The sequence below is a fragment of the Mesorhizobium sp. WSM4833 genome (assembly GCF_055811095.1).
In genome coordinates this window covers 37,861-64,826 of record NZ_JBVVQG010000009.1, presented here as the reverse complement: position 1 = coordinate 64,826, position 26,966 = coordinate 37,861, and the positions used below count along the sequence as shown (strand labels likewise).

30 protein-coding genes are annotated in these 26,966 nt (G+C 59.4%); 16 read left to right on the top strand and 14 right to left on the bottom strand.

The window, feature by feature from the left end:
* Positions 1-31: 31 nt before the first annotated feature.
* Positions 32-307: a hypothetical protein gene (locus tag AC0L2D_RS19455; RefSeq protein WP_127413101.1), complete on the top strand. Its 276-nt coding sequence runs from the start codon at positions 32-34 to the stop codon at positions 305-307.
* A 1,543-nt stretch (positions 308-1,850) separates the two neighbouring features.
* Here the strand turns inward: AC0L2D_RS19455 and AC0L2D_RS19450 are convergent.
* Positions 1,851-2,750 (bottom strand): SIR2 family NAD-dependent protein deacylase, encoded by a 900-nt coding sequence (locus AC0L2D_RS19450; RefSeq protein WP_013525092.1) that lies wholly within the window; start codon positions 2,748-2,750, stop codon positions 1,851-1,853.
* 543 nt (positions 2,751-3,293) lie between these two features.
* Complete coding sequence (locus AC0L2D_RS19445; RefSeq protein ID WP_027161855.1) at positions 3,294-3,602, bottom strand: hypothetical protein; 309 nt, start codon at positions 3,600-3,602, stop codon at positions 3,294-3,296.
* Positions 3,603-4,164: 562 nt separating this feature from the next.
* Here AC0L2D_RS19445 and AC0L2D_RS19440 point away from each other — a divergent pair.
* The 5 genes from AC0L2D_RS19440 to AC0L2D_RS19420 all read left to right on the top strand — a co-directional run bounded on the left by AC0L2D_RS19440 (position 4,165) and on the right by AC0L2D_RS19420 (position 7,725).
* Complete coding sequence (locus AC0L2D_RS19440; RefSeq protein WP_473541982.1) at positions 4,165-4,653, top strand: FAD-dependent oxidoreductase; 489 nt, start codon at positions 4,165-4,167, stop codon at positions 4,651-4,653.
* Positions 4,654-4,687: 34 nt separating this feature from the next.
* Positions 4,688-5,800: a GMC oxidoreductase gene (locus AC0L2D_RS19435; RefSeq protein ID WP_473541980.1), complete on the top strand. Its 1,113-nt coding sequence runs from the start codon at positions 4,688-4,690 to the stop codon at positions 5,798-5,800.
* A gap of 577 nt (positions 5,801-6,377) precedes the next feature.
* Positions 6,378-6,725 carry a hypothetical protein gene (locus AC0L2D_RS19430; RefSeq protein WP_473541978.1) on the top strand — a complete coding sequence of 116 codons (348 nt, stop codon included), beginning with the start codon at positions 6,378-6,380 and terminating at the stop codon, positions 6,723-6,725.
* A gap of 288 nt (positions 6,726-7,013) precedes the next feature.
* Positions 7,014-7,190 carry a hypothetical protein gene (locus AC0L2D_RS19425; RefSeq protein ID WP_473541976.1) on the top strand — a complete coding sequence of 59 codons (177 nt, stop codon included), beginning with the start codon at positions 7,014-7,016 and terminating at the stop codon, positions 7,188-7,190.
* Complete coding sequence (locus AC0L2D_RS19420; RefSeq protein WP_473541974.1) at positions 7,156-7,725, top strand: metallophosphoesterase family protein; 570 nt, start codon at positions 7,156-7,158, stop codon at positions 7,723-7,725. The genes AC0L2D_RS19425 and AC0L2D_RS19420 overlap by 35 nt, the downstream gene beginning before the upstream one ends.
* Positions 7,726-7,962: 237 nt before the next feature.
* Here AC0L2D_RS19420 and AC0L2D_RS19415 read toward each other — a convergent pair whose 3' ends face one another.
* Positions 7,963-8,394 carry a hypothetical protein gene (locus AC0L2D_RS19415; RefSeq protein ID WP_063174019.1) on the bottom strand — a complete coding sequence of 144 codons (432 nt, stop codon included), beginning with the start codon at positions 8,392-8,394 and terminating at the stop codon, positions 7,963-7,965.
* 260 nt (positions 8,395-8,654) lie between these two features.
* Here AC0L2D_RS19415 and AC0L2D_RS19410 point away from each other — a divergent pair, with 260 nt between their 5' ends.
* From AC0L2D_RS19410 to AC0L2D_RS19400, 3 genes are read left to right on the top strand one after another with little or no spacing between them, the layout of a single operon-like run.
* A complete protein-coding gene (locus AC0L2D_RS19410) occupies positions 8,655-9,722 on the top strand; it encodes a glycosyltransferase family 2 protein (RefSeq protein ID WP_473542168.1) in 1,068 nt (355 codons plus the stop codon).
* The gene (locus AC0L2D_RS19405; protein WP_013525084.1) at positions 9,697-10,389 is read left to right on the top strand and encodes a class I SAM-dependent methyltransferase; all 693 of its coding nucleotides are present in this window, start codon (positions 9,697-9,699) and stop codon (positions 10,387-10,389) included. The genes AC0L2D_RS19410 and AC0L2D_RS19405 overlap by 26 nt, the downstream gene beginning before the upstream one ends.
* Complete coding sequence (locus AC0L2D_RS19400; RefSeq protein WP_245268669.1) at positions 10,382-10,828, top strand: GtrA family protein; 447 nt, start codon at positions 10,382-10,384, stop codon at positions 10,826-10,828. The genes AC0L2D_RS19405 and AC0L2D_RS19400 overlap by 8 nt, the downstream gene beginning before the upstream one ends.
* A 3-nt stretch (positions 10,829-10,831) precedes the next feature.
* Here the strand turns inward: AC0L2D_RS19400 and AC0L2D_RS19395 are convergent, their stop codons facing one another.
* The 6 genes from AC0L2D_RS19395 to AC0L2D_RS19370 all read right to left on the bottom strand — a co-directional run bounded on the left by AC0L2D_RS19395 (position 10,832) and on the right by AC0L2D_RS19370 (position 14,761).
* Entirely contained in the window at positions 10,832-11,206 is a 375-nt protein-coding gene (locus tag AC0L2D_RS19395) for a hypothetical protein (RefSeq protein WP_473541971.1), read from the bottom strand.
* A gap of 51 nt (positions 11,207-11,257) precedes the next feature.
* Complete coding sequence (locus AC0L2D_RS19390; protein ID WP_473541969.1) at positions 11,258-11,455, bottom strand: hypothetical protein; 198 nt, start codon at positions 11,453-11,455, stop codon at positions 11,258-11,260.
* The gene (locus AC0L2D_RS19385) at positions 11,442-12,689 is read right to left on the bottom strand and encodes a hypothetical protein (RefSeq protein WP_473541968.1); all 1,248 of its coding nucleotides are present in this window, start codon (positions 12,687-12,689) and stop codon (positions 11,442-11,444) included. Before AC0L2D_RS19385 ends, AC0L2D_RS19390 begins: the two co-directional genes overlap by 14 nt.
* Positions 12,686-12,922 carry a hypothetical protein gene (locus AC0L2D_RS19380; RefSeq protein ID WP_013525080.1) on the bottom strand — a complete coding sequence of 79 codons (237 nt, stop codon included), beginning with the start codon at positions 12,920-12,922 and terminating at the stop codon, positions 12,686-12,688. Before AC0L2D_RS19380 ends, AC0L2D_RS19385 begins: the two co-directional genes overlap by 4 nt.
* A gap of 388 nt (positions 12,923-13,310) precedes the next feature.
* Positions 13,311-14,219, bottom strand: a complete 909-nt coding sequence (locus AC0L2D_RS19375) for a lipid kinase (protein WP_013525079.1) — start codon at positions 14,217-14,219, stop codon at positions 13,311-13,313.
* A 20-nt stretch (positions 14,220-14,239) separates the two neighbouring features.
* The gene (locus AC0L2D_RS19370; RefSeq protein ID WP_473541966.1) at positions 14,240-14,761 is read right to left on the bottom strand and encodes a hypothetical protein; all 522 of its coding nucleotides are present in this window, start codon (positions 14,759-14,761) and stop codon (positions 14,240-14,242) included.
* Positions 14,762-15,058: 297 nt separating this feature from the next.
* Here AC0L2D_RS19370 and AC0L2D_RS19365 point away from each other — a divergent pair, with 297 nt between their 5' ends.
* The 5 genes from AC0L2D_RS19365 to AC0L2D_RS19345 all read left to right on the top strand — a co-directional run bounded on the left by AC0L2D_RS19365 (position 15,059) and on the right by AC0L2D_RS19345 (position 21,464).
* Complete coding sequence (locus AC0L2D_RS19365; protein ID WP_013525078.1) at positions 15,059-15,322, top strand: hypothetical protein; 264 nt, start codon at positions 15,059-15,061, stop codon at positions 15,320-15,322.
* Between the two features lie 350 nt (positions 15,323-15,672).
* A complete protein-coding gene (gene eglC / locus AC0L2D_RS19360) occupies positions 15,673-17,064 on the top strand; it encodes an endo-1,3-1,4-beta-glycanase EglC (RefSeq protein ID WP_473541964.1) in 1,392 nt (463 codons plus the stop codon).
* A 101-nt stretch (positions 17,065-17,165) separates the two neighbouring features.
* A complete protein-coding gene (locus AC0L2D_RS19355; RefSeq protein WP_473541962.1) occupies positions 17,166-18,911 on the top strand; it encodes a type I secretion system permease/ATPase in 1,746 nt (581 codons plus the stop codon).
* The gene (locus AC0L2D_RS19350; RefSeq protein WP_473541960.1) at positions 18,911-20,221 is read left to right on the top strand and encodes an HlyD family type I secretion periplasmic adaptor subunit; all 1,311 of its coding nucleotides are present in this window, start codon (positions 18,911-18,913) and stop codon (positions 20,219-20,221) included. Before AC0L2D_RS19355 ends, AC0L2D_RS19350 begins: the two co-directional genes overlap by 1 nt.
* Before the next feature lie 931 nt (positions 20,222-21,152).
* A complete protein-coding gene (locus tag AC0L2D_RS19345; protein ID WP_127366921.1) occupies positions 21,153-21,464 on the top strand; it encodes a hypothetical protein in 312 nt (103 codons plus the stop codon).
* Between the two features lie 244 nt (positions 21,465-21,708).
* Here the strand turns inward: AC0L2D_RS19345 and AC0L2D_RS19340 are convergent, their stop codons facing one another.
* The 3 genes from AC0L2D_RS19340 to AC0L2D_RS19330 all read right to left on the bottom strand — a co-directional run bounded on the left by AC0L2D_RS19340 (position 21,709) and on the right by AC0L2D_RS19330 (position 23,296).
* Positions 21,709-22,191 (bottom strand): nuclear transport factor 2 family protein, encoded by a 483-nt coding sequence (locus tag AC0L2D_RS19340; protein ID WP_473541958.1) that lies wholly within the window; start codon positions 22,189-22,191, stop codon positions 21,709-21,711.
* Complete coding sequence (locus AC0L2D_RS19335; RefSeq protein WP_127366922.1) at positions 22,188-22,802, bottom strand: class I SAM-dependent methyltransferase; 615 nt, start codon at positions 22,800-22,802, stop codon at positions 22,188-22,190. Before AC0L2D_RS19335 ends, AC0L2D_RS19340 begins: the two co-directional genes overlap by 4 nt.
* 179 nt (positions 22,803-22,981) lie before the next feature.
* Positions 22,982-23,296: a YMGG-like glycine zipper-containing protein gene (locus AC0L2D_RS19330; RefSeq protein WP_127366923.1), complete on the bottom strand. Its 315-nt coding sequence runs from the start codon at positions 23,294-23,296 to the stop codon at positions 22,982-22,984.
* A gap of 267 nt (positions 23,297-23,563) precedes the next feature.
* Between AC0L2D_RS19330 and AC0L2D_RS19325 the strand changes: the two genes are divergently transcribed.
* Both AC0L2D_RS19325 and AC0L2D_RS19320 read left to right on the top strand, forming a co-directional pair.
* The gene (locus AC0L2D_RS19325; RefSeq protein ID WP_473541956.1) at positions 23,564-23,755 is read left to right on the top strand and encodes a recombinase family protein; all 192 of its coding nucleotides are present in this window, start codon (positions 23,564-23,566) and stop codon (positions 23,753-23,755) included.
* 235 nt (positions 23,756-23,990) lie between these two features.
* Positions 23,991-24,320, top strand: coding sequence for a recombinase family protein (locus AC0L2D_RS19320; protein WP_473541954.1), 330 nt, complete (start codon positions 23,991-23,993; stop codon positions 24,318-24,320).
* A 35-nt stretch (positions 24,321-24,355) separates the two neighbouring features.
* On the opposite strand, the gene AC0L2D_RS19315 is transcribed toward AC0L2D_RS19320, so the two are convergent.
* Together AC0L2D_RS19315 and AC0L2D_RS19310 are read right to left on the bottom strand one after the other, a co-directional pair.
* Positions 24,356-25,411 carry a sensor histidine kinase gene (locus AC0L2D_RS19315; protein WP_013525069.1) on the bottom strand — a complete coding sequence of 352 codons (1,056 nt, stop codon included), beginning with the start codon at positions 25,409-25,411 and terminating at the stop codon, positions 24,356-24,358.
* Positions 25,408-26,847: a DUF7125 family protein gene (locus AC0L2D_RS19310; RefSeq protein ID WP_473541952.1), complete on the bottom strand. Its 1,440-nt coding sequence runs from the start codon at positions 26,845-26,847 to the stop codon at positions 25,408-25,410. The genes AC0L2D_RS19315 and AC0L2D_RS19310 overlap by 4 nt, the downstream gene beginning before the upstream one ends.
* Positions 26,848-26,966 lie beyond the last annotated feature (119 nt).

The following is a 26,966-nucleotide window of genomic DNA, read 5'->3' as shown; positions in this document are numbered from 1 at the left end:
TCGCAGTTGTGCGATCACCTGGGAGGGAACGATGTTGCATCACGAAATCGGCACTGTTTCGGACTGGTCGAAGTTGGTGGCGGACGATCCTCTCATCGCCGCCGATATCGCCCAGCGTCTTTCTGTGCTAGCGTGCAATGACAAGTCTACCGCTGCCCACGTCCAGTCGCCCAGCGCCGTGAGATTTCGAGGTTCCGACCTCACCAGCGCAGCACCCACCGAGTATCCGCGGCCGATTGTGCTTCTAGCGACCATCTGTGGGTCGACGGTCGTGGGTATAACGCTGCTTCTGGCGGCGGCGGTTTGAGCCACGGGACCTGATGCCGCTCCCCCAGACACTGTCTTCGATTGAGATGACGCTCGAATGTCCGGCATGCGGAACGGCTTTCATCAAACCGGGGCGTTGGTTCATCGCTGCCGCCCACTATCGGTGCGAAGGTTGCCAGCGTTTACACCGCCTGATGCTTGGTTCGATTACTCGTTTTCTGACCATCTCGTTGACGTGCGGAATATCATGACAGCGACGACGGCAGAGCTTTGGTTCATAAAACCGAGGAGGTTCGTTTGAGCCTGGCTTCACGTTTAGGACGGCGTCCCGTAGCGGCCGCCACATGATCGAGCGGCCTTCATCCGCTGCAAGCACCTTGCCGCGGCGCACAGATTACGATGGCCGAGATGAAATGATAAAGATTGCCGAGGCGTTGATGAGAGCATCGACACTGATAGACATGCCAAACGTCGGCATGCCGCGATGGTCTGTAGCACTCGCCATTCTGCACGATGCGGAGGGTGGCGCTTCCAGCATGTGGAACATATCGAAAGCCGCTGTGTTCTGGCGCCAAAGGAGATCGCGATGATCCGTTGGCTAGTCAGAATCGGCGCCTTATATGCGGCATACAAACTCGGCGAAGCTGCCGGGCGCAGTGAGCAGGAGGTCATTCCTCTCCCGCCCTCCGACCGGCAACGGCAGCCAGGTAGGCAGGAGCGGACCGACCTCGGCGTCGAGCCATCCTAAAAACGCAGGTCGCTGGCCGCAGGCCGGTTCTTCAGCGAATAAGCTCGTCCCATGACAGGCGTGTGACGCCAACGCTCTGTGCGAAGGACGGGGCGCGGCGCTGAGCTTCGGGATGTTGGTCAATCGATCGATGCACAGCGAAGACCCGTCATTGATCAGCAATGACGGGTCTTGCTTTGAGACCACTTGGCCCGGGGTTGTAAGCCAAGCTGCCACCCAAACTTTGATTCGCGACACAGGTTCCCAGCTTGGCCAAATAATGCCGGTGGCGTCATCACCACACAAAGGCCCGCCGCTGAACGGACCAGGCGGCGACGGGCCGCACCAGACCGCTTGGCTGTGCAGGCCAAGCTGCATGCCGAACATCGATCTTTTCACAAGGGTTCCAGCGCCGTGGTTCGGACCGGAGGAGGCCGGTTCTGGTAGGCAGCGTCCAGGTCGCCGACAGGCACCACACGAACATCTATCCCAAAAATTGCGATCGCATCGGGAGGACTTCGAAGCTGTCGCCAACTTCGGGCACCGATGATGGGAAGCGACGCTGCGCGTGTCCGGCCAAGGTCGCTATAATGTCCAAGGTTGCGTCCCAACAAAAAAGCCCGCCACCTTTCGGCGGCGGGCAGTCTCACAGGGGGAAAACACACTGAACGGGAACAGTGCCCCCTTCGAAGCTTGTTGATGCGAGAATGTTCCAGCGCGTCCGCCAGAATAGTTGAAAGCTCACATGGGAGATCGCATGCTCTATGGGATGCGATTTTCAAACTGGCCACACAAACTGGCTATGATCGCCTCTGGAACGACGTTCTCTGCCGTAGGGCGTTCCTTGAGAGCCCGCCTAGCTGCCCCTTGACCTGACTGTTTCAATCGCTCTTTGTCTGACGACGGTTCCCTCATGGGTCGTCTCTCCAGGCTCGGCTCCGTCCCCAACCATCTCCGCCAGCCGGCTGAGGAAGTCCACCAAAGCAGCTTGCGGCTCGTCGATTTCGCCGACGACGACCGAAATGCCCCAACGTCCAAGCACGGCCTCCTCCACAGGGTTTCGGCTGGTCATGAAGATGAACGACGGCGGGCGATCTTTCTCATAGCCGGACCGATGCCACGTCTGCCAGAGACGGTGCAGCAACAACCGAATGTTTGGGTCGGAAAGGCTATAGCCAATGAAGAGGATCGTGCTGCCGAGTGCATCCGAGCGAAAACGCACGTCCAGCGGAGAATTGAAGGAGAGACGATCAAGGTAGTCCGTTTCGGTGAGGACGAGGGAAGAATCCTCGTCGAAATCACCATGGAATTTGACGATGTGGGTAACGCCCTGGCGGGCCTGCGCTACATCGCGTGCATTGGCCACTTTCACGTAGTCCCGACCGTATATTTCATAAGCCAGTTCCAGGTTACGGTCATAATTGGTTGTGTAGATGACAGGGAAATCGAGCTTCACGATGAGACGATGCAACTCGGATTTCTCGATCCGGTCCTTGGGGACAGACCAATTTCGGTCCATCCAACTGCGAAGTGGCCCGATGCTGCCATGCTTGATCCGATAGTACTCGGCCAGGGTTTGAAAACGATCGCGTCGCATGGAAAATTCGTCGTCGACACCGAGCTCCTTTGCCATTCGCTCTATCAGCTTCTCCCAAGAAGGGAGTCCAACACTGATCGACACCCCTGCCCCAACAAACAGAATTGCGCTGCGGTGGTGAATTGCGTTGGCGAGCGAATCTACAGGGTCATCGTTCATGGCCAAGGCTTTCGAGGCCACGCGCGCAGGCAGACCCTAAAGGCGCTTGTTGTTTCGGTTGCTGTCGATCTTGGAATGCAGCCAACCATCTGGAACCACACGGCTCATGGCAGCCGCATTGTGGTTCGCTGCCAGCGACCGGCTCCTGTTTCTGCTTACCGGTCATGTGGATCCGGTTCTGCGCCAGCCACTTGCCGCGGCTTCGTTCCAGTCGCGCAATTGCTGAGAGCCTGCGTCGCTTCGGGCCAGGGAAGACGGCGAGAGGGTAGTTCATTGTCGTGACGGCGATGATTGTCATTCCGGCCTAAACACCCGTGGGCTGACATGTTCCTTGTGCTCGAAAATATTCCATGTGGTGCCTTCGCCAGAGCTACGGGTTCAATGCGGGAATGGTCTCGCGTCCAGGGTCGCGGCCCGCCTCGCCGAAAGCGGTGGCATGCAGCAGTGTGCGTGACCGTCACGGTATGCGGTCACCGCCTCTCCCCGGAATTCGACCACCTTGTTGACCACGACGATTTCCTGCACCTGCCTGTCTTCCTCCCTTCACATCTGATCGTTGTAGGGCTGCTTGGTTATCCCGACTTGCCTGGCCAGCTCGGCAAACGGTGGCACACCCGCTTCGAACTGTTTGGTGTTAGCCAACCGCAAAAGCCGCAAAGGAAAACAGACTGCGTCCCGGTTGGCGGGCGACATGTCCTCGAAGAGGCGCTCATCAGCCGTGAACGAGGCCTCCGCGGTTTTCAAAGCCATATCGATATCATCAACCGAAAGAAGGCCCCTCCGGACCAAGGCGTTATTGACGGCAGCGACCGCCATAAGCAAACCTTCCAATTGCAGGTTGGCGACGTTCATGGGCCATTGTCCTTCATATCGTTGGGCGCCCGTCTATCGATAATCCTGCTCCGGAAGCCTTGTGGCGTGCGGCGATGGGATTGCCGGCTTGCTAGAGCGTTTCGGCTGCGCGGCCGCGCCGGAACTGGCATCTGGTAGCGCCATGGCTTGGATCTCCGCTGGGCTGCTGGACAACTCTCCACATGCCTCGAGGTTCCGGATCGCCATGGCAACCTCGCAAGCAGAGGCAAGGCTTCAGCCGGAGCCAACAGCGTGTCTGTCGGCGAGCCATGGGCGGGAAATCTCGCGAATGCAACCGGAATACCACCACCGAACTCAGGCTGAGAAGTAGCGTTCACCATAACCATGCCCTTTGAGGGTGGTCGCAACAAAAACTCTTCCGGTTCGGGCCCCTTGAAGTCGTCACGGACCTCGCCACCAAAGCCACCTCTTTTGGGCCGGCGCTTCAAATGCGATCAATCGGGTGGTTGCCAACTGCTCCTCGCGCGCTACCTGCTTCGCCCAAGCCGGGCGCGAAGGGTGGGAGCGTGCCTTCGGGGATCGAACAAATCCGGAGTGAACGTTGATCGCTCAATTCACCGCAGCGGGCGACGGACTTGCCTACGACATCTGCATTGTCGGAGGTGGCACTGTCGGCCTGGCCATTGCCGCGGCGCTCGAAAATGCAAAGCTACGCGTCTGCGTTCTGGAAGCGGGCGGCAGGTGGCAGACCAAGAGATCGCAGGAGCTCTACCACGGCATTGTCGCAGATCCCCTCGTCCACCCGCCTGTCCAGAATTTCCGGATACGAGCGCTGGGAGGATCGAGCCGAGCATGGGGTGGCCGCTGCGTGCCGTTCGATAGCATCGACTTCCAGAAGCGGGAATGGGTGTGCAATTCGGGCTGGCCGATCACCTATGAAACCCTGCTGCCCTACTACCGTCGGGCGCACGAGGTGATCGAGGTCGGGTCTTACGACTACGATCCAACAAGCGCGTTGCCTGGTTCTCGCGTTGAACTATTCGAGGGGCGTCGACGGCGATTTGTTCAGGACCCGCCTGGAGCGGTTTAGTCGACCAACCAACGTGTGGAAACGGCTTTCCGGGTTGCTGCGGACTTCGCGTCATATCCACATCTGGTTAAACGCTGCGGCGACGGGAATTCGCCTGGCGCCGAACGGGCGTTGCGTCCACCACATCGACTGTGTTGACTTGAAGGGCACAAAGCGTGAGGTCACGGCTTGCCATTACATTGTAGCCGCCGGCGGCTTTGAGACCACCCGATTGCTACTTGCCTCGAATGATGTGATGCCAGCTGGTATCGGCAACGCCCGAGATCAGCTCGGTCGTTTCTATATGGCCCATCTGGGAGGCACAGTCGGAGCACTAAAGTTGCCGAACGCCCAGCAGGCGGTTGCTTTTGGCTACGAGCGGGACGCGGCCGGCATCTACTGCCGAAGGCGGCTGTCGCTCACGGAGCGAGCGCAGCGGGAGCATTGCTTGCTCAACCAGATCTTCCGCACCCATCTCCCAGATCCAGCCGATCCCAGCCACAACGACCCGATCCTCTCGGCGATGTATCTCGTGAAAAGGACATTTCTCCCGAAACACCTCAGAGGTCGGCTGCAACATTCAATGACGCTGGACGAAAAGCTCGCGCACGTTCAGAACGTCGTATCCTCGCCAGTGCGCCTCGGGCGCTTCCGTTTGCGCTGGATGGCGAACAGAACGTTCGCACGGCGAAAGCTGCCCTCCATCGTATTGGGGCCGCGCGCCAATGTGGTCAATCTTGAGTTTCATTCGGAACAGGAGCCGAACCCCGCAAGCAGACTGACGTTGGTGAGCGAACGCGACCGATTGGGTATGCCGAAGCTGCGCGTCGATTGGAAAACCACGAGCAACGATCTCCAAAGCATCGCGCGCGCCTATCGACTGCTCGGTTGGAAGCTGGAGAAGATCGGAGCTACCATTTCAGGATTTGAACCTGGCCATGTGATCGAAATGGCAGGCAAATCAGGCGCCATGGACGGTCATCATCTCGGTACCACGCGAATGTCTGCGAGCCCGACCGACGGGGTTGTTGATGCTGAATGCCGAGTCCATGGACTGATGAACCTGCACATCGCGGGCGGCTCGGTTCTGGCAACATCCAGCCAGGCGAATCCCACCTTGACGATTTTGGCCCTTGGGCTCCGTCTCGCCGACAGGCTTCGCCGGTGATGATCACACCGGCAGCTGCTGAGTGACTGCGCCCAACTCGCGCCTAACGTGGGCTGCTTCATCACATTCGGAGGCCGCTTCCTGTGTGTCAGGCTATCTGCTGCCCGAACGTATCGCGGCAGCGTCTCTAGTTCGCGCCGCGCGAATGTGGGCAAGCTCGCCAGCGAGGCACGCATACTCGTAAGCTGGTGCTTAAGGCTCGTCCGCCACCTTCGCCATCGCTGTGCCATTAAGCGGCGAAAAACGACGCGACCGCGCAGCCTGTTGGCGGCTGTAAAGCATCCGAGCGCAGTTCGTTCGGCCTCGATTGGCGCCTTTTGCAAAGCGCCGTGCAAGAACCGTGGCTGGGAGCAGGCCTTACCCGACTGGAGTCGACAGCGAGGAGAGGAGTGCTTCGTTCAAAATCCCGCCATCGTGCCAACTTGCGCGCTTGATTGTTCCATTTCAGCACGTGCGCCGCTGTCTCCATTTTTGCGACCGCTTGCCCGAAGTCGGGGTTCCTTAAAATCAAAGCAGCCGCCTCGCAACTTCGGCCGTAGTCGTACGTTGTGCGATTCACTGCGTAGGAGTTCACAACATGCCGATAACAACCCGGAAGCAAAAGAGCGACTTTGCCAATGACAAGCCCATCCCCGAGGAGGATGCGGCCGTACTGGAGAGCATCGCAGGCCACGAGGATAGACACGGTGCGGAACCGAGCGTTTTGGGGTCCGACGACATCGAGCAGCCGATCGGCGCGCAGCCTCGAAGCGAGATCACGGGCCGTCACGACGAGGGGGCCGGCGCAAATGAAACGGTCGACGGGTTGAGCGACACCGAAGAGATGACCCGCAGCTTCGCTGAAGACATCCCTACCGGACGAAGCGAAGGAGATGATGAAGACGTTCCGGTTTTTGAGCGAGGGCGGACCAGAACGGATCTTTGAACCAACGACAATGCTCCGCCCCCGCCGGCTTGGTGGCGTGGCGCTTAGAAGCGCCTGTAGACTGGCTCACCCATAAAGCGCACCGCCGGTCCCTCCCCACGCCGGCGTGGAATTTATACACGTAAGGGCCGACCTGCTCGCTCGTTGTTGGAGATGATGCCGGTTGCAGGGCTCGGATGTTGTTTCATCGGCGTATCAGGCGGCGACGCTCGGCAAGTTAGCAGATCCGAGGGGGGAACAAACCCGGCACGGTGATGGTTCGGTGGCATCAAAAGGTGATTGGGAACGATGGGTAAGAAGCCCAAACAGCCCTCAGAAGCCACGGCGGATCGTGAACAGGCGATCGAAGCGCTCTACTTTGCGCGCAAGTGCGGCCTCACCAAGGAGGAGGCACTCAAGATGCTCAGGGAAGCCCAAATCAGGATCGATGATGGACCCAAAAAAAGCTCCGGCAACCGAACTTAGAAGCGATCGTCGACCGCTCGTCACAGCCAGCGGCGGCATGATCTTCTTCACCTCCGACACGCATTTCAACGATCCCCGCATTCTGCGGCTCGGCCCCCGCCCCTTCAGTTCATTGGCGGGGCATGACCAAGCACTGATTGAACTTTGGAACGAGACTGTTGCTCCAAGCGACGAGGTTTGGCACCTCGGCGACTTCGCCAAGGGATCTGCCGAGACAGTGTCTTCGCTGCTGTCCCGTCTCCACGGCACGAAGCACCTGATCATCGGCAACAACGACGGCGTGGTAACGCTCGGCGCTTCGGCTTGGGCTAGCGTGCAACACTACAAGGAGCTAACTGTCGAGGGCAGTTTCCTGGTTCTTTGCCACTACCCGTTCCGCACCTGGAACCAGATCGGCAAGAAATCAATAAACCTGCACGGCCATTCTCATGGCCGGCTGAAGCCAATGACGCGCCAGCACGATGTCGGGGTCGACGCCTGGGATTTTCGCCCAGTGACTTTTGCTGCCATTCAGGCCAGGCGCCGCCGAGGTTAGCGCAACAGAGGGCCGAGCGATCGACGTCTTCACGTCGTGATGCCAGCCGCAAAGAGAAGCCCAGAATCCTGCCCCTGGGAATGCAGCCTTGCCTGGAACGCACCGCAAGTAGAGCGCCCACCCGTTTGCGTGACAACCTTTGGGGCCGAACCCCGTCGTCACCACGGCGGAGCGCTGGCGCGCCAATCGTTCATCCACCTCGCTCTGAACGAGCTTCAATCGCCGTCCTTGGCGACCTCAATGCCACATTCTCTCTCTAAGCCACTTGAGAAGCCTGTTCCCCCCGATTGACCGGCGGACTCGAGCGGCAGCCCACTGCCCTCTGAACGTGGTTCCGACATGGCAACTGCAGACGATGTCATGCAATTCCCCGTCGGACAGTTCGAAGAAGCGCTTTGCTTCCCCATAGGTGTCATCCTTCAGGCCTAACGCACGCAGTAGCGGGTCCTCGAAGGCCACTGTAATCGGCGAGCCCTCACCGCGCGCCGCGTCGCGAGCTTCGCGCTTCAAATACTCAGTGCCAGTAAGCGCTCTCAGGCGTCGCTCGGGACTTTGTTCCAGCAACTCTGCCCAGCGCTCGATGCGCTGTTGGCGGGTCATGATCGGGTATGTCGACAGGGGTTCTACATCTGCAATTGTCTGCAGTTGGCTGAGAGTTTGGTGTTCCATCGTCGGCTCCTTTTGATCGAAGTCCCTTCCCCACAAAAATTATCGCGCGCCGACGCGCTGACAAGAGCTGGCAAGGCGGCCTTACCCAATTGATTGCGAAATGACGAAAACAGCGCATTGCTCCGCCGGTGCGCGAAACGATATCTCACTCCTAATCAGACCGAAGACGTTCAGAACGTACAGTTCGCCACCCGCCTACGACAACCATTAAATTAGTAACGTCTTATGGAACTTTGGGGCTGGCGTTTCATTTCATCGGCATGGAGGCCACTGTGATCCAAGGTACCGGGACCGGAGCGAACGTGTCGCTGCGCTACTCACTGGTTCTGCCGATATACAACGAAGAACAAGTGCTGCCTCGCCTGGTCGAGCGCATCAGGTTGCTAATCCACCAGCTGGACGGTGAGACCGAGGCTATTTTCGTTGATGACGGAAGCCGCGACGGCAGCGTCAGATACCTTCGGTGCGTGGTTGCCGCCGAGCCTCGTTTTCGGCTGATCGAGCTTTCGCGCAATTTTGGGCACCAGATAGCAATTACAGCCGGTATGGACGCCGCCCAGGGGGATGCTGTCATCGTCATGGATGCCGACCTCCAAGACCCACCCGAGGTGGTCCTCGATCTGGTGGCGAAGTGGAAGGAAGGTTTCGAGATTGTCTATGCCCGGCGCGTTAAACGCGAAGGCGAATCTTTGTTCAAGCGCTTCACGGCAAGTCTCTTTTATCGCTTACTGGAAAAGATGACGACCGTCGACATTCCGCGCGACGTTGGAGATTTCCGGTTGGTCGGCCCCAAAGCGCTGAGAACTTTCAGACAGATGCCCGAACAGGATCGCTTCGTCAGGGGCATGTTTGGCTGGATGGGATTCAAGCAGGCGGCGGTGCCGTTCGAACGTCCAGCACGAGCCCTTGGCCAGACCAAATATCCATTCTGGAAGATGGTGCATCTTGCTGCTCACGCCATCGTCAGCTTCTCGGAACGGCCGCTGCGCCTGGCGCTCTGGGGTGGCTTGGCCATTTCTGCGCTGGCCGTCGCCTTTGGTGCGTTTGCAATTTATGCCTGGGCTTTTGAAACCGGCGTTGTTGCCGGCTGGACCTCGACCGTGATGATTGTATCGCTCCTGTGCGGCATCAACCTTTTCATGACCGGCGTAGTCGGGATGTATGTCGGAAGCATCCACGCTGAAGTGAAACGGCGCCCACTTTACGTGATCGATCGCCTCACCGGCTTCGACCGGGCGATGCCTGCCGTTCCCGTCAAGAACCGACGATCGTCTCGAAAATCCCCGATTGGAGTGCCGGCCAATGTCCGAACTCTTCGACAGTTATAGATCGATCTATGACGAGACAGTCCAGGGATCGATCCGATTTTCAGGGCTTAAGCACGACTTCTTTCTTAAGGCCAAGGCCGAGTTTCTGCGACGCGTTGTGGTTGAACGAGGGCTGGGCCCTGATGGCTCGGGTGTGCGGGCGCTTGATGTCGGCTGCGGCGTAGGCGTTCTCCATCCATTTCTCAAAGGCGCCTTCGCGTCCCTGGACGGCTGCGACATCTCGCCGGACTCCATCCTGCGTGCCAGGGAGGAAAATCCTGGCGTCATGTACAAGGTCTGCTCCAGCCTGACCCTGCCATACGACAACGGCGTCTTCGATCTGGCCTTCGCCAGCTGCGTCGTCCATCATGTACCGCCAGCTTCCTGGCTTGAGTTCGTACGCGAGATGCGGCGCGTCCTTCGCCCGGGCGGTGTCGCCTGCATCATCGAGCATAATCCCTATAACCCGCTGACGCGTCTGGCTGTGTTCCGGTGTCCCTTCGACCGAGATGCCGTGCTGCTCAGCGCAGCCAAAACAGCGTCACTCTTGCAGATGACAGGCTTCACGAACATCCGGTCCGAGCACTTCCTGCTGCTGCCGTCAGGCAGACCGTTTGCCCGAAACGTCGAGCGCATGCTCGCCCGCGTGCCGTTGGGAGCACAGTATGTGTCTAGTGCGCGTGCCTGAGCACCTGCCTCCCGGCGACGCGCTCACGCTGCTGGCACGCTTCGGCATGGTCGGCATCTCTGCCACAATTCTGTATGCCGCTTTGGTTGCCGCTTTTTCCAAATCGCAACTGCTCGGTTTCACGCCCATCCAGGCTTCGCTTGGGGCATATGCCGCAGCCGCCTTGTTTTCGTATCTCGCGCACAAATACCTGACGTTCGTGTCGGGCCGGTCGCATCGAACCGCAGCGCCACGTTTTCTCCTGCTGGCGGCAACAGGCTTTGCCATTGCCTATGGCGCGCCGGCACTTATGACGGTGAAGCTGGGCTTGCCGCTCGTCGTTCCCGTCCTGATTACGTGCCTGCTCGTTCCCACCATCAATTTCTTCGTCCTTGACCGGTGGGTTTTTGCCGATCGCTGTCCCGGTCGGCAGGGCAACCGCTCCCGCCAGCGGCGATAATACTTAAACGGCGTCCAGTCGAAACGACACCAATTTGATGGAGCGTTTGTAAATGCTGCTGGCGGCCTTGCTGGGCGGGATCCCGTCGAGATAGTCAAACGTCATCTCGAACGTGCTGGCGTTCGAAAAAGCTGCGTGCGGAATGAAGAACGAGACGGTCATGGGTAGCTTGCCCGACAGCGTAACCTTATGCACGGATACGCCATGGACTGAGATAATCACCCTCTGGGTCATCTGTGGCGGACGAACGACAGCGGCCATTTGTAGCGTTGCCTTTAGGCCGTCGCGAAGCGGCGGTATCTGCAGGCGGAGCCGCGAGGTTTCACCCAGCGAATGCGTGCCGTCGGCTGCTGGCCCCGACCAGCCACAAACTTTCATGCCGGAAGCCCGTTTGGCGCCGTCGGACCGGAAGGACACTGTCTGGCCGAGTCAGTAGATGCCAACGGTATCGCGGTTGAGGCAGGTTGTCGTGCGGTCGATGTAATAGGCCCGATAGTCGGGGTGGACATTCGGATGGAGAGCCAGCGCAAGGATGAGGATTTCTGACACGGCCAAAGCCGCGGCGAGCGCGTAACACCCAAGCGAGATCGCGCGTGCGTAGGGGTTGCCGACGTCAGACCAAAGCAAGGTAGCCCCCAATCCATGCCACTGTCATGAAATAGCAGGCGACCAGAAAGAGAAAGAAAGCGGCTATCCAGGTCAGTTTCGATGCCGACAGCAAGAACGCCATCAACAGTATCAGAGGCGCAAGCCCAATGACGTATCTGACCATGGAGGCCAGATTCGTAATCAATGGCACGACAATGCTGATCGCGCAAAAGATACCAGCGCCATATTGCTTGCGAGCCATCAGCACGACTGATAGCGCCAGCCCGGCGATTGCCGCGAGCGCACTCCATTGCGGCGCCGTGGGCAGCCACCCGGTCTTGGGAAACGCTGAGAGGCCGTCCCACAGAAACAGGATCGGGTTCCCAGCCACTCGTCCAAAGGCGCGTTGGACGTGCAGGAACGCAAAGCCGTCGCCGACAGTGACATACAAAAACAGGATGTAAGCGAACAAGCCGGCAGGCGAGATCAAGATAGCGACGAGCAGATCCGGCCGACCGAGCACCCAACGAGGAAAGGAGAGTGGTGAGCCGCCCCCTTTCCGATGCTGTTGGAACATTTCAATGACGGTCGCAAAGACGACAAGGACCCCAACAAGCCGCGTTGCCGAGAGGAGCGCTGACGAGATGCCAGCGGCGGGATAGCTGGAGCGTTTGAGTGCCAGGAAAACGCTCGAGGTCAGGAGCACGAAAAGAGGTTCGGAAAGGAAAGTGGTAAAGTGGAAGGAGAACGGGCCACTAAGCAAAAAAGCGCAGTACAGCACATAGGCCTGCATGTTCTTCTTCAGCAGCGGCCATGCCACCAGACATGCGGCGTAGCTGCATGCAAGTGAAGCGACGGTTGCGACCACTATCGTGGGGAAAGGAAAAATCGCTCGGATCACCGCTACCAGCAACGGGTAGAATGGAAAGAAGCCCCATCGTCCGACATTGCTTTGGTTCGGGATGGGAAAGCGCTCGTAGCCGCGTTCGGAAATGTCCACATACCAGTGGCAATCCCATCGGCAGAGCGCACGAGCATAAGACTCGAAGCCTGGCTCTGCCAATGTTGAAGCAACAGCGGCATAACGGATGGCAAGGCCAGTGAAACCGAACAGGAGCGGGACTGCCACCACCGCTGCCGCTACCATGTGGCGCCTGTTGATCGTCGGGCCGTAGTCGGGGAAAATCTCGAACTGCTCTGCGCCCTTCATCGACGGCGCATCGCCGGGGCTCTTGATGGCCGGGACGAGATTGTCAGTCCCGGATTTTCTCATCGCGAAGCACCGGCGCGGCGCGTTTCCATCCCCTGATGGGAGCCCGCTTCGACTGTGACCAAACCGCCGACCGTGGCCTTGCCAGCTTCATAGTCGACCGGCGTGGCGTGGCCCGGCGCCTTTGCCTTCTCCGGCGCGTTGCTTGCCCGACGGTCGTCGCGCAGTTCCAGATGAGTGACGCCGCCTGCCGTCACCTCGAGCCCAAAGTCGATGCCAGTCTGTCTCTGCGCCATGTGAGAGATTCTGGAGCGCGGCCGGCGGTCGTCAAGAGGTTGCTAATATTCGAACGGCAAAGGGCAACAATCCTTTGCCTGCATCACATATCAGTTCATTTTGAACCAGCCTTCGGGAACGCCTAAGGGCCGCGTTCGGCACCTTTGCCAAGGCGCGTTGTAACGAGCCGCAGCAACCGTTTGCATTCCGGCTCATGACGCAAAGCTCCGGCCAAGGACTCTTTTCAGGCCGGTCGTGCCAAGCGGCCACGGCCCCAAGTCGCGCATGTCGACCTGCTAGCAACAGACCAAGGAAATCATAATTTGTCGAGCTCGCCGCTTCTCGTATGGACCGGTCGTTGTCGCCGTTTTGATGACCTCGGGACGATCGTGGGGCCAAATTGCTTGCCTAGTGGAGGTCAGCGTCGTCGACGGGCGGAGGCGCGAAGACCGAGATCGCCTTTGGATGGACCTTGAAATGGGCTGGTGTTGAGGTGACGATCTCACCATCGGTGTTGACCGGCATCGGCTTCTCCGTCTCGATGTCGAACTCGACGCACCTAGCCGTGCGCACCTCTCGCCAGGCGCCATGCCTTCCAGACCGGAAGGAGCGGAGCATCAGTGCCAGCTTCCAGAGGTTCGTCATTTCCAAGCTATAAAGATCGAGATGTCCGTCATCGATCTCGGCCGTCTCTTCCACCACGTTGCCGCCGCCGTAATGGCGACCGTTTCCCACCGCAATCTGGTAGGTTTCGACGTCGGTCGACGCGCCTTTCTCAATAATCTTCGCGTGGAATCGCGTGGCCCGCGTCAACACTTTCACCGCCGCCAGCGCATAGCCGAGCCTGCCGAAACGCTTCTTCAAAGTGGGATCCAGACCCTTCGCCAATTCAGTGCTGAGTCCGATACTCGCAACGTTGAAGAAGGCATTGCCATTGACCGTGCCGATATCGATCTGCCGGAGTCGGCCCCGCACGATCACGTCAGCGGCCTGCAGAAGATCCATAGGGATGTCGAGTGTGCGAGCGAGGTCATTAGCCGTTCCCATAGGAATAATGCCCATCGGCAGGCGGCTTTCCACTACAGCCATCGCCGCCGCCGACAACGAACCATCGCCACCGCACACGACCACAAGGTCCGCCGTTTGGCGCAAGCGAACGATGTCACGAGCGATCTCCGGCAACGCCTCGAACTTTTCGACAGTGACAGAAAGCCGGCCGCGCTCCAGCCGCTCCACAATCGGGGCGATCAGCTCCTGGCCGCGCCGCGCCTTTGGATTGAGGAGCAGCAATGCGCGCCTTTTGGCCAGTTTGCTCATTCAAAGATCGATCCGATGGTTCATAACGCATGCACACAAGGCGGCTGTTCATTCGACCGCAGCCGACGTTTTTGGCTCTCCGGACCTACCTCCACCGCGGTTGCGAACGGCGCAATTTTTTGACCTCCAGCGGCCCCTGGATCGCTATCCGAGTTCGTGGCCGTCACGCCGTGCACAACCGTCCTGGCAATTTCGCACAGGTTCTGGTGGTGCGTGAGATAGACCACTTGGCCAGCACATGCCATTCCCAAACAAGCTGAAACCTCCTCGGAGGGGACATGGTCGAAGGAATGATCATCGGCGCGCCTATTTATCGCGGAAGAGGTTGAAGCGCGGTCGATCGCATCGCGGATATATCCGGGGCGGATTTGCAGTCCGTCCTTCAGCGCGCCGCTTTGATGCTCCGGAACGTCGCCGGCGTCCCGCTGGAGCTTGCGACAGAAGATGCGCTCAAGCCCATTGCCGGAGAGATTTAAATCGGCAGCGCCAGATCGGCCTGGCTCTGTAAAATCTGGGAGCCGGTCGCGATTGGCCGGAACCAAACAGAACAGCCGTAATTATCAGCCGAGGGAAGCAACCGCATAGGAAGCGGAACGATGGCTGAAATTCTTGAAACTTGGCAGTTCAAGGTTGCGCTTCAAACGTGCTGAGAAATCGTTGAGGCGCGCAAAGGAAGAAACGGACAGGAAAAATGGCGTGGTGAATATCGCCCTGTGCTGCAGGGTCCGGGCAGCTCAACAGCGCGTGACGGAGGCCTCGGGAGCGCCAGACCAATATCTATACGCGGGCGGCCTCCAAATCACCCCCGAATGGACATGAAATGGCGAGGAGTTGCCGTCATGACAATACTGTTTGAGCCGCTGGACTCGGATTACCATAAGCGCAGCGTGCTTTACCACGCCACGCGGTTGTCGATGCTCCACGATCGAATGCTGATGCGTTTCGACAAGGTAGACGAAGCGGCCGATAAGGTTGAAGCCGCAGCGGCCGTGCTGGTCGATATCACCCACGGCTCTGCCCTCGACGCGTTCCAGAACTCGGTGTTGCGGAATTCGTCGGCAGATTTCCTTCAGATGGAAACGGGTCAGACCCTCGGCCTCTGATCTGCGAGGAATGGCCGCAAGCGTTCGGCGGCTAGGGGGAACGTGGTCCCGCATCCGCGCCCGATCGGCAGGGCTCTCGCGGGTGTCCCGCCAAACTTGCGATTCGGGTCCAAGGTTCCGCTCAGAAGCCTGCCACGTTTCGGCAGCATTGTCGTTGGTGCGCGCTCTTCGCCCAACCGGCCCCAGTCGCCCCACTTCACGCTCAAGCCAGCTTTCGCCTGACGGACGCGTCTTGCCCCTCGGGCATTTACCTTTTGATAACCCTCCTGAGTTTGAAGACAAAACCTATCGGCTCCTTTTGCCTTGCATCGTGTTAGGGCTTGGAACAAACCAACGGAGCTGCAAGCAAAATGGCCACCGTAATCAATGCCAAGGGCGTTCCGCTCCCCTATAGTGGGTCCTCCGCAAGGTGGTACTCGGCGACGAATTCGGGCCCGGCCCTCTACGGCAGCATCTACAACGATTCGCTGTATGGCGACGGCAGCGTCAGCGTTACGATGTATGGCGGCCAGGGCGACGATATCTACTACCTGTACTCCGCGAAAAACAAAGCGGCGGAGCTGCTCAACGAGGGCATCGATACGATCTCGACCTGGATGAGCTACAGGCTGCCGGCGAATTTTGAGAATCTGACGGTCACCGGCGATAAACAATATGCCTTCGGAAACGCATTGAACAATATCGTCGTCGGCGGTTCCGGCCAGCAGACGCTCGACGGCTTGAAGGGCGACGACGTTCTCAAGGGTGGCTCCGGCGCTGACATTTTCGTCGTCAAACCAGGCAATGGCAGCGACCTTATTCTCGACTTCGGCGCCGACGACACCGTGCGCGTCGGAGGCTACGGCTTCCTCTCTTTCGACCAGGTGCACGCCAACATGGTGCAGTCGGGATCGAACGTCCGACTTACCCTGTCGCCAACCGAGTTTCTCGTCTTCGAGAACAAGACCATCGACCAGTTCAGCGCCAACCAGTTCGATCTCGCCCTGGACAAGCCGCATCTGACGCTCACCTTCTCGGACGAGTTCAATACGTTGAACCTGCACAGCGGTTCTAGCGGGACCTGGGATACGAACTTCTGGTGGGGTGCTCCGAACGGCAGCTCGCTCACCACCAACAGCGAGCTTCAGTGGTATATCGACACCAGCTACGCCCCCACGAGTTCGGTCAACCCGTTCAGCGTACAGGACGGTGTTCTCACCATTACGGCCGCCCGGGCTCCCGATGCGATCAAGCCCTACATAAACAACTATGATTACACGTCAGGTCTGCTGACGACCTACCATTCCTTCGCACAGACCTACGGCTATTTCGAAATTCGAGCCGACATGCCCGAAAAGCAGGGTGCATGGCCGGCCTTCTGGCTTCTTCCGGCGGATGGATCCTGGCCGCCGGAACTGGACGCCGTGGAGATGGTCGGCCAGGATCCCAACAAGCTCACCCTGACCAGCCACTCGAATGCCACGGGGTCGCATACGAAAGTGACCTCGACCGTATATGCAGCGGATACCGAAGGGTTCCACAAATATGGGGTGCTTTGGACCCCAAGCGAACTGGTCTGGTATTTCGACGATGTAGAAGTTGCCCGCGCACCAACGCCTGCCGACATGCACAAGCCAATGTATATGTTGGTCGACCAGGCTGTCGGCGGCATGGCGGGAGCGCCCGCCGACGGGCTTGCCACCCCTTCTGAAATGCACGTCGACTATGTTCATGCCTACGCGCTGAATGACTGGTTCATCTAGGTGCCATGCTGGAAGATGGAGTGAAACCGACATCCTTCACCAACTGGTCTCGAACGCGTTCATTGCCGCTTGCGCCCGCGCTGGACCCGAGGTGAAGGAAGATGTCTCACATCCATCCATCTGAGCCGCCGCGAACGACGCTCACGACGGTATTGGCTTCCTTTCGCCGGGCATTCGCCGGCATCGCGTTGATGAGCGGGGTCGTCAATGTCCTGGCGCTGACCGGCTCGTTCTTCATGCTGCAGGTCTACGATCGCGTCATCCCCGGCCGCAGCGTGCCGACGCTTGTCGGCCTTTGCTTGTTTGCGGGCACGCTGTTCCTCTTCCAGGGCGTTCTTGAGCTGATCCGATCGCGGCTGCTGGTGCGTATCGGCATGGCGCTCGATGCGCGGCTCAGCGGGCAGGTCTACACCGCACTGATGCGTCTGCCGTTGCGCACGAAGCTTCCCGGCGATGGCTTGCAGTCATTGCGGGACCTCGATCAGGTCCGATCGTTCCTGTCGAGCGCTGGGCCGACCGCGCTGTTCGACCTGCCCTGGATGCCGCTTTATCTCGCAATCTGTTTCCTGTTCCATTTCTGGATCGGCATGACCGCGCTCTTGGGCGCCATCATTCTGTTTGCCCTGACCTTACTGGCGGAACTGCGCACGAGGGAGACGGCGAAACGTGCTAACAGCCAGGCCGCTTCGCGCAACACGCTGGCGGAAGCGACACGCCGCAACGTCGAGGTGCTTCAGGCAATGGGTTTTGGCCCACGCATTGCCGATCGCTGGTCTGCCGTCAACGCCGACTATCTCAAGACGAATGCCAAGGCGAGCGATTTGGCGGGGACGCTCGGAACGATTTCGAAAGTCGTGCGCATGATGCTTCAATCCGGCATCCTGGCGATCGGCGCCTGGCTCGTCATCCATCAGGAGGCAACAGGAGGCATCATGATTGCCAGCTCGATCATGATGAGCCGGGGGCTGGCACCGATTGAACTCGCGATCGTGCATTGGAAGAGCTTCGTCAGCGCCCGCCAGGCCTGGGCCCGCCTCACCCACCTTCTGGGGCTGCTGCCCGAGGCTGCAACAACTGTCTCGCTGCCGCCGCCGTCGTTTCGCCTCTCGGTAGAGGGCATCAGTGTGGCGCCGCCGGGCGAGCGCCGCCTTGTCGTCCAGGATGCGGGCTTCGTGCTGGAGAAGGGCGCCGGCCTCGGCATCATCGGTCCGAGCGCTTCGGGAAAATCCTCGCTCGTCAGAGCCATCGCCGGCGTCTGGCTGCCAGTGCGCGGTACCGTCAGGCTCGACGGTGCGACGCTCGACCAGTGGTCGTCGGACGACCTCGGCAAGCATGTCGGATATCTGCCGCAGGATGTCGAGCTGTTCGACGGCACCATTGCCGAGAACATAGCTCGCTTCGAACCCCAGCCCCCCTCGGACAAAATACTGACCGCTGCGCGCGCCGCCGGTGTTCATGATCTGGTGGTTCACCTGCCTGAAGGTTATGAAACGCGTATCGGCGAGGCCGGGTCGGCGCTTTCGGCGGGCCAGCGACAGAGGGTCGCTTTGGCGCGTGCTCTCTATGGCGATCCGTTTCTTGTCATACTCGACGAGCCGAATTCCAATCTCGATGCCGATGGCGAAGCCGCCTTGACGGCGGCGATCCAGGGCGTGCGCGACAGAGGCGGCATGGCCATCGTGGTGGCGCATCGCCCGAGTGCATTGCAAAGTCTTGACCAGATCCTTGTCATGACGAACGGCAGCATTCAGGCCTTTGGCCCGAAGAATGAGATCATGACCAAGGTGACCCGTCCCATCAGCGTTCCGTTGAAAGTTGTCCCAAGTCCTGAAGAGGCGGCGCTCTGATGCCGGAGAGGGCGACATCGGTGATCGACCGGGCCATTCGACGTTATCTGCTTGGCGGCATTGCGACCTCCATCCTACTGGTCGGTGGAGCGGGCAGCCTTGCCGCCGTGATCGACCTCTCTGGCGCGGTCATTGGATCGGGAAAGCTGGTTGTCGATTCCAGCGTCAAAAAGGTGCAGCATCCGACGGGCGGCGTGGTCGGCCAAATCTTCGTGCGCGAAGGCGATGCCGTGCAAGCGGGACAGGTTTTGATTCATCTCGATGAAACCGTCACCCGCGCCAATCTGGCCATTGTCACCAAGAGCGCGGATGAACTCGATGCCCGCCTGGCACGTCTCAAGGCCGAGCGCGATGGTGCGGACGCCATCGGTTTTCCGCCGTCGCTGATGTCTCGGCGGGACGATCCGGATGTCAGCGGAACAATGGCCGGAGAGCAGTCGCTCTTCGAGTTCCGCCGGCAGGCACGCGCTGGCCAGAAGGCGCAGTTGGCGGAACGTATCTCCCAGCTCGCCGAAGAGGTCTCCGGCCTGACCGAGCAAAAGGACGCCAAGAGCCAGGAAATCAAGCTGATCGGAACCGAGCTCGCGGGCATGCGCACATTATGGGAGCGCAAGCTGGTCTCGATCGATCGCATCACCGCGCTCGAGCGCGAGGCCGTGCGGCTGGAGGCTGAACACGGGCAGTTGATCGCGGCGATAGCGCAGTCGAAAGGTCACACGTCGGAAATCCGCCTGCAGATCATCCAGATCGATCAGGATCTGCGCAGCGAAGTCGCCACGGAGCTGCGTGAGGTCCACGCAAAACTCTCGGAGCTAGTCGAACGCAAGGTATCGGCCGAGGACCAGCTCAAGCGCATCGACATTCGAAGCCCGCAGGCCGGCGTCGTCCTTCAGCTTGCCGTACATACGATTGGGGGTGTCATCACTGCGGGCGAACCGGTCATGCTCATCGTGCCGGTCGCGGACCGACTGACCGTCGAAGCCCGTGTGGCTCCACAGGACATCGATCAGCTGAAACAGGGGCAGGAGGCGACGCTGCGGCTTTCGGCCTTCAATCAGCGGACCACGCCTGAACTCAACGGAACCGTCAGCAAGATCTCCGCCGATCTCAGCACCGACGAGCGCACCGGCGCCGGTTATTACACCGTGCATATCGTTTTGCCGCGCACGGAACTTGCCAGACTCAAAAGACTGACCCTGGCGCCCGGCATGCCGGTCGAGGTGTTTTTCACGACCAGCAGCCGCACGATGCTGTCCTATGTCGTCAAGCCCCTGGCCGATCAGATTCAGCGAGCATTCCGGGAGGAGTGAAGCGCGCCTGGGCTGCAGCGACCGACCGCTTCCCGCCGCGAGCATTCATCGGCTGGGAAATTGGCAGAATGCTGCTTTCGGTTTATTGATCCTCGACGACTCCCTGCTGGGCTCGATCCACTGGCCGCCTCCGAGGTAAAAGGCATTGGGACGTCGAACGCGGGCACGTTGGCTTCAATGCTCAACCAGCCTAGGGGTTAAGTACCGAGTGAAGCCGCGCCTTGAGGGTGGCTGCAGCATGCCAGGACATAGCCGACCGAGTTCTGCCGCGTCCGGCATGGCCAAAAATAGGAATTTATCCCTCGCCCGAGTCAATTCTTGCTTGACATTTATGTTCTCGTTCTGTTCACTTACCGTGCCTGCCGGAAAGGCCAACTGCCATGCTCATGCCGATCATCACGTAAGGCCCTCAACGGGATGAACCTGCTCAACGGCCAACTTAGGAGCGACTTGATGTGCTCCCTCCATCACGCGTGCGACACGCTAGGAGGAACCGCGATGGGAACGATGTACATCGATGCCGAGGTCAAAGCCGAGTTGCACTCTGAAGCCGTGAAGCTTGTCGCCCGCTACGAAAGCCCGCTTGAGACCGTGAAGGCGCTGATGGCCTACAACCGCGAGCCAGAGACTCAGATACTCGCCATAGCCCAGGCATCCGGGGATAGGTTCCATTGGCTACGACGATACGCCCCCTGTTGTAGGATGACCGGCGCGGGGATTGCGAAGTCCCGCCCTACGGCTAGGATAGCGCGGATGAACGGAACGACCTCTGAGGCAGCTTGTGCTGACGCACTCGCGGCGCTCCGCACGGCAGGGCGAGGCCGGGAAACGAAGTTGCCCATAACTGATCGGAGGAGACTTGGTATTGCGACCCCTCGCGCGACCTCAGCAGGTTGAATCGTTCCCGGCGTGACAGGAGAGCTTTTTGGCCATGCATGACCTTATCGCTTTCATTCAAAGCAACTCTGCGCTGGTGGCGGCTAACCCGCTGGCCTTTGCTACGTCTGCCGTATTGTTCGGCGGCGGCGGCTTTGCCGTTGGGCGCTATTTCCTTGCGGAGCGAATTGCCAATCTGGAAAGCCGGATTGCGCGGCGCGACGAGGAGATCACGGACCTGAAGGCCAAGCAGAAAGCACCGGAGCCGGAAGTCCCTGTGCCTCTGTTCGAGATGACAGAGATTCTTCCCCCTGCGCCACCCAACTTTCACCGGCTGTTGGTGAAAGACACCCTGCATGTCAAATAATTGCTCTCCCAACCCAAAGCACCCAGGCTGATCGCAACCACGGCCTTCGACAATGAGACCGGCGACCTCCAACCCATCGTCGGGCCGGGCAGAGCTGCCGAGTGGACAGAGCGATGCGCACTGCCAAGACACTGGCGGACAAGCATGCTGGCGTCATTGCGTGGTCGCGCGAGGCTAACCCTTGGTGGGTGAATATGGCGGTGGATGCGGGAAGACGAAAAGATCAGACAGGAATTGGCAACCCCTACTCCACGATCTTCCAGTATGAGTCCTTGCGGATCACCTTTCCGTCACGAAATGTGTAGAAATCGCAACCTCGAACTTCCTTTTTGACGCCCTCGCGGGTGGTGCCTGTGAGGGTCCATTTCGACATGCCGGTATTGGCAGCCTCGTCCGCAAAGTGCTGTCCACTGCCGTAATGCACATCGGGCAAACCCTCAAAGCGTGTGGCAAGCGCGTCTCGTACGCTGCGCTTGCCCTCGCAGCGCGTTCCCCAAGGCTCGGCCCCCCTTGGCATCTCCAGAACGCAGTCGTCGGCAAAGAACGCCATGATGCGATCCAGATCGTGCGCATTGAAGGCCTCGCAAAGCTCCGTCAATGTGGCTCGAATGTCCATTCGCGAACGGCTCCTCGAATTTCGAAGTAGGTCACTGGCGGCGGATCCGGTCAAGTGTCCAGCCAGACACCCTGGCTCTGACCGGGATGGAGCGCGGCTTCCGCCACTCACCCCTTCTTAGCGAGCGCCCAGACCATCAGCGGGTATTCCTCGTCGTTACTGAGATCCCGCCACAGGCCGTAGGCGCGAACAGGGCCACCGATATGGGCCCTGGCACAGGCCTTGTTGCCCCAGCCGTGGACCTTGACGTTGGCTTCGGGGAAGCCGCCGTCCACCATCAGCTGTTTGAGGCCGGCGGGCGTCCATCTGTTGTAGTCGTGCGGTCTGGCGTGCACGCGAAACAGGAAGGGCGTTGCCACCATCGCCCAACCGCCGGGCCGGGTCATGGCGTGGATGTTCCGCACCGCCGCCTGCGGACGCTGCACGTGTTCCAGCACCTGGTCGGCGATGACGATCGAATACTGCTCATCGGTGCGGTCGTTGCAGATGTCGAAGGCGGGGAAATCGACAGAGCGGTAGTTGGAGCACATCGTGCGCCAATAGCGGTTCCAGCCGGGCGAGATCTCGATCACGTCGGAGGATTTACGGTTGCTGGCTTCGAGAAAGAGGCTGAAAGCCTCGATCTGGCGGATACGCAGCCAGTTGCGGGAATCATAGCCAAGCAGCCGCTTGGCTGCCTGTTTGCCACGGCTCTTCAGGGTGCCGGCAAGGCTCTCAGTCATCACGACCTCCAGAGACCCGCCGTCCTTGCTGGTAGCACTATGTTATGGGCAAAAGATGACAACGCAGCGCCGCCGCCGGCGGCGCGATCAGAAACAATGTACCAGCAGGGCCACCGCCCCACAGTGGAGCTTCCGTTCCCATTTCCCACTCAGACAACGGATGAGCAGACTAACTCTGCTTAATAATCGCCGTTGTAGTACCTGTCGTCGCACGGCGCCGTGTAGATGCGGCCGCGGCGGTCCTGGTAGCGGCACATCTGTTCGCCGCGACGCTGCGGCGTAGTGGCCGAGCCGACGACGGCGCCGAGCAGGGCGCCGCCGGCAGCGCCGATGAGCGTGCTTTCGGTGTTTCCGCCGATGGCCTGACCGACGAGGGCGCCGCCAGCGCCGCCGATCAGAGCGCCAGTTCCGGCCCGCTGCTGGCCTTCGGTCTGCGCGCACCCCGCCAGTGCTGCAATCATCAGCACGGCGGCTATGACTTTGTGAACGTTCATGCAAATCTCCCTTGAAGGCCTGATATCCCTATGGCTTGCCACCTGCGGCTGCAATGCGGCGGAACGGGGGCACGAGCCCTCACGATAAAAGACATGGTTTCTCGGGTGTTGATAGAAGCCTGCCTGCTATTCTCCGCGCTTCTCGTTTTATGGCAACGAGTCCCATTCGATACAAAGTGTCGATCAATGTGTAACGAGATTGAAGCCTCATACCGCTAGGATCGTCCGGTTCAAGCGGACGTTCAATCTGCCTCCAGGCGCTAAATGATGGAACAGGCGCACCCGGTCCGTCGATCTGCTGAGAACGCACAGCGCGTGCGCGCAGCTCAATGCGTGCGAATGTCCACCGACCACCAGAGCTATTCGATCGACAATCAGAAGGATGCAATCCGTGAATTCGCGGATGCGATGAACTACGACATCCTGGCACATGCGAGGACGCCGGTCGCAGCGGCTTGAACCTTGAAGGTCGCGCCGGCCTGAAAGGCTTTGGCGGATGTCGAAACGAAGAACGCGGATTTGGAATCGTCATCGTCTACGACGTGAGCCGCTGGGGCCGATTTCCGAACCCCGATGAGAGTGCGTCGTACGAGTATCGGTGTCGCGTTGCCGGCGTTGAATTGAATATTTTGGCGAACAGTTTGCAAACGATGGCAGCATCGGATCAGACCTGCTCAAGGCGATAAAGCGCAGCATGGCGGCCGAGCACAGCCGGGTGTTGTCAGTCAAGGTGTTTGCCGGCCAGTGCAGGCTCATTCGAATGGGATACCGGCAAGGAGGGTCGTCCGGCCTGGGCCTGAGGCGCCGGCTCGTCGACCAGCATGGGCGCACAAAGACCATGCTCGCTCTCAAAGAGTACAAGAGCCTCCAGACGGATCGGGTCATCCTCGTGCCTGGACCACCTGATGAAATTGCGACGGTGCGCTGGATCTACCATGAATACGTGAAGGCTGGTCGGACCGAGCTTCAGATTGCGCGGTCGTTGAATGCCAAGGGAGTGGTCACCGGTCTCAACCGACCTTAGAATTTCCGCTGCCCAAATTGTAGGCGCTGCCGCGATCAGCCTAGCCGTTCATCGGGTGCAAGGCGGGACAGTAGGCCGCGAATAGAGAAACGCAGGCCATCCGACGCGAAAACAAGATCTGGAGCCTCTCCAAATAGGCTGGTCAATGCGGCGCGCATATAGCGTGTTCCATACCCTACTCGCGAGGGTTGAACTACCGACGGTCCTCCTGATTCGATCCATCTCAGCGTCAGCACTGGTTCCGAACTCGCCGTTATATTCCATTCCAATCGTATCCTGCCTTCGGGGCGGGACAAGCCGCCATATTTAATGGCGTTTGTTGCTAGTTCATGAAGCGAGAGGGCGAGAGTTGTACCGGCATCGCGCGAAAGCAGCACCTCGGGTCCGTCGATCGTGATGGCAGTTTGTTGCTTGGAAAGGTATGGCGCGAGGACCGATTTTGCCACATCCGTTAAGGCCACGGTCTCGCCACCGGCAGCAAAAACTGCAGAATGAACATCCGACAAGGCTCTCAATCGCCCTTTGAAGTCTTCTGCAAGTCCTTCTGCCGAGATCGCGCCGCGCCTGGTCATATCGAAGATGGATATGACGGTCGCCAGGATGTTTTTCACTCGATGATTTAGCTCAAGGCGGAGTTCCGTCTCCCGCTCAAGATAGTCACGCACGTCGCGCTGGCGAATTCTGGTGAGGAGTGCCGACTGGATTCCGCTTATCAGTTCGAGCGCAGCCACTGGACGCTGATAGTATATCTGGCGCGAACGTGGCCAGGCAGCACTCAGCGCCGCTTGGATGCGTGACTGCTGTGCCCCACGGTCCAACAAAACAACGATTGGAATTTCCGACCAATTGGGCTGCGCCTGAAGGAAACCTTCAACTGTTGCGATCGCCTGAGGATTCAAGGCTTCGTGGGTGACAACCAGCACTCCAGGAGACAGTGCAAGCAATCCCTCTAAGTCCTCGGGGCTCGCCGCTCGAGCCCGTAAACCACGTTCCTGCAGCAGGGAGGCGGTGTAACCAGCATCCTTGCGGTAAGGCGCCAAAATGAGCACCCAATCCAGTGTTCCCAGCCCGTTTCGCTCGACGTCGCTCACGTCTCGGGCAGAGGATTGTAGGCAACCACGGAAACGCCGGAACTCGCGATGAAAAGTTCCCGGACATCGAGATCGTGGGGACCGTGGCGTTTCTTGACAACCGTGATATTGCGCCTAAGGCGGCCTTCATGCTCGGACATGCGCAGCAGAAGCACGGTGTCGCCGAGAAAACTGACGTCCACGTCGATCCCAACATTCTGCCCGAGCAAACCATGCTGGGCGACAATGAGCATGGTTAGCACGTCAGCGCGAGCGAGATGTTTCAGGAGAGACTGGATGTCCAGCACCGCCTTTTCCCGGTGGGGAAGAGAATTCAGATAGCCGGTGAAGCTGTCAATCACGACTACGCGGGTATTGTTGCGACTGACGACTTGCTGCACAATCTGGCCGAACTCTCCGGGCGAGATTTCGTTCGGACTAAAATCGTAGATGACGAGTTGGCCGTCCTTGTAGAACTGCCGAAGATCCATCCCAAGGCCTTCGGACCGGCGAAAGAAAGTCTCCAGCCGCTCCTCAAACAGGAACAGGGCCACGCTTTCGCCCCGCTGAAGCGCGGCAGTGGCGTAAAGCGACGACATCGTCGACTTGCCTGTCCCCGACTGACCAATCACGAGCGTTATGGTTCCCGATTCCTGGCCGCCGCCGAACATCTCGTCGAGAGCGTCTACCCCTGACTTGATCAGCTGCGGCTTGGTCACTTCGGCAGGCGACCCGGGCACAATCCTCGGAAAAACCACAACGCCTTCGCCTTCGCGAATGGCCATATCGTGATAACCGTCTGCAAACGGCACACCGCGCAGTTTGCTGACTTCAACACGCCGCCGCACGCCGCCGTAGTCCTCGAGAGATTTATCAAGCCGGATCACGCCGTGGGCAATGCCCTCTATTTCCTCGCCATTGTGATCGCCTCCGCTGGTCTGGGTGTCGAGCAACACCGCCACAATGCCCCGCTTGGCCAGGAAGGCCTTGAAACCAATCAGCTCGCGCCGGAACCTCGGTGTGTCGCCGGTAATCAGCCGGATCTCGAGCAGCGAGTCATAAACAAGCCTGTGTGGCTTGTGTTCTTCAATCGCGCGTTCAATCGCCTTGCGCGTCTCATCCAATCGAAGGTCCGCAGTCTGGAAAATCGTCTGATCGGCCGCTCCGCTCAGGGTCTCCGAAGCGGACAATTCCTCAACGCGGATGCCATCAAGCGTCCAGCCGTGTGAGGACGCAATCGCTTGCAGTTCGGCGGCGGTTTGCGAAAGGCTGACATAGATGCAGCGTTCACCGGCTGCCACACCAGCGCGCAGGAATTGCAACGCCGCCGTCGTCTTGCCTGCGCCTGGATCGCCTTGCACGATATAGAAATTTGAAGCGGGCAATCCACCGCGAAGAATTTCGTCCAAGCCGGCAATGCCGGAACTTACAACGGGCTGCTTCTTTCGCTCGGTCATTCCGCCATCGTCTCCAAACAGGAATCGCAAGCCGCCAGTATCACAGGTTCGAAGTAGAACTGGGTGGAGCGATCGGCGGCCCGGCCCGGTATCTGAAATTCCAATTTCTGTAATGGCCG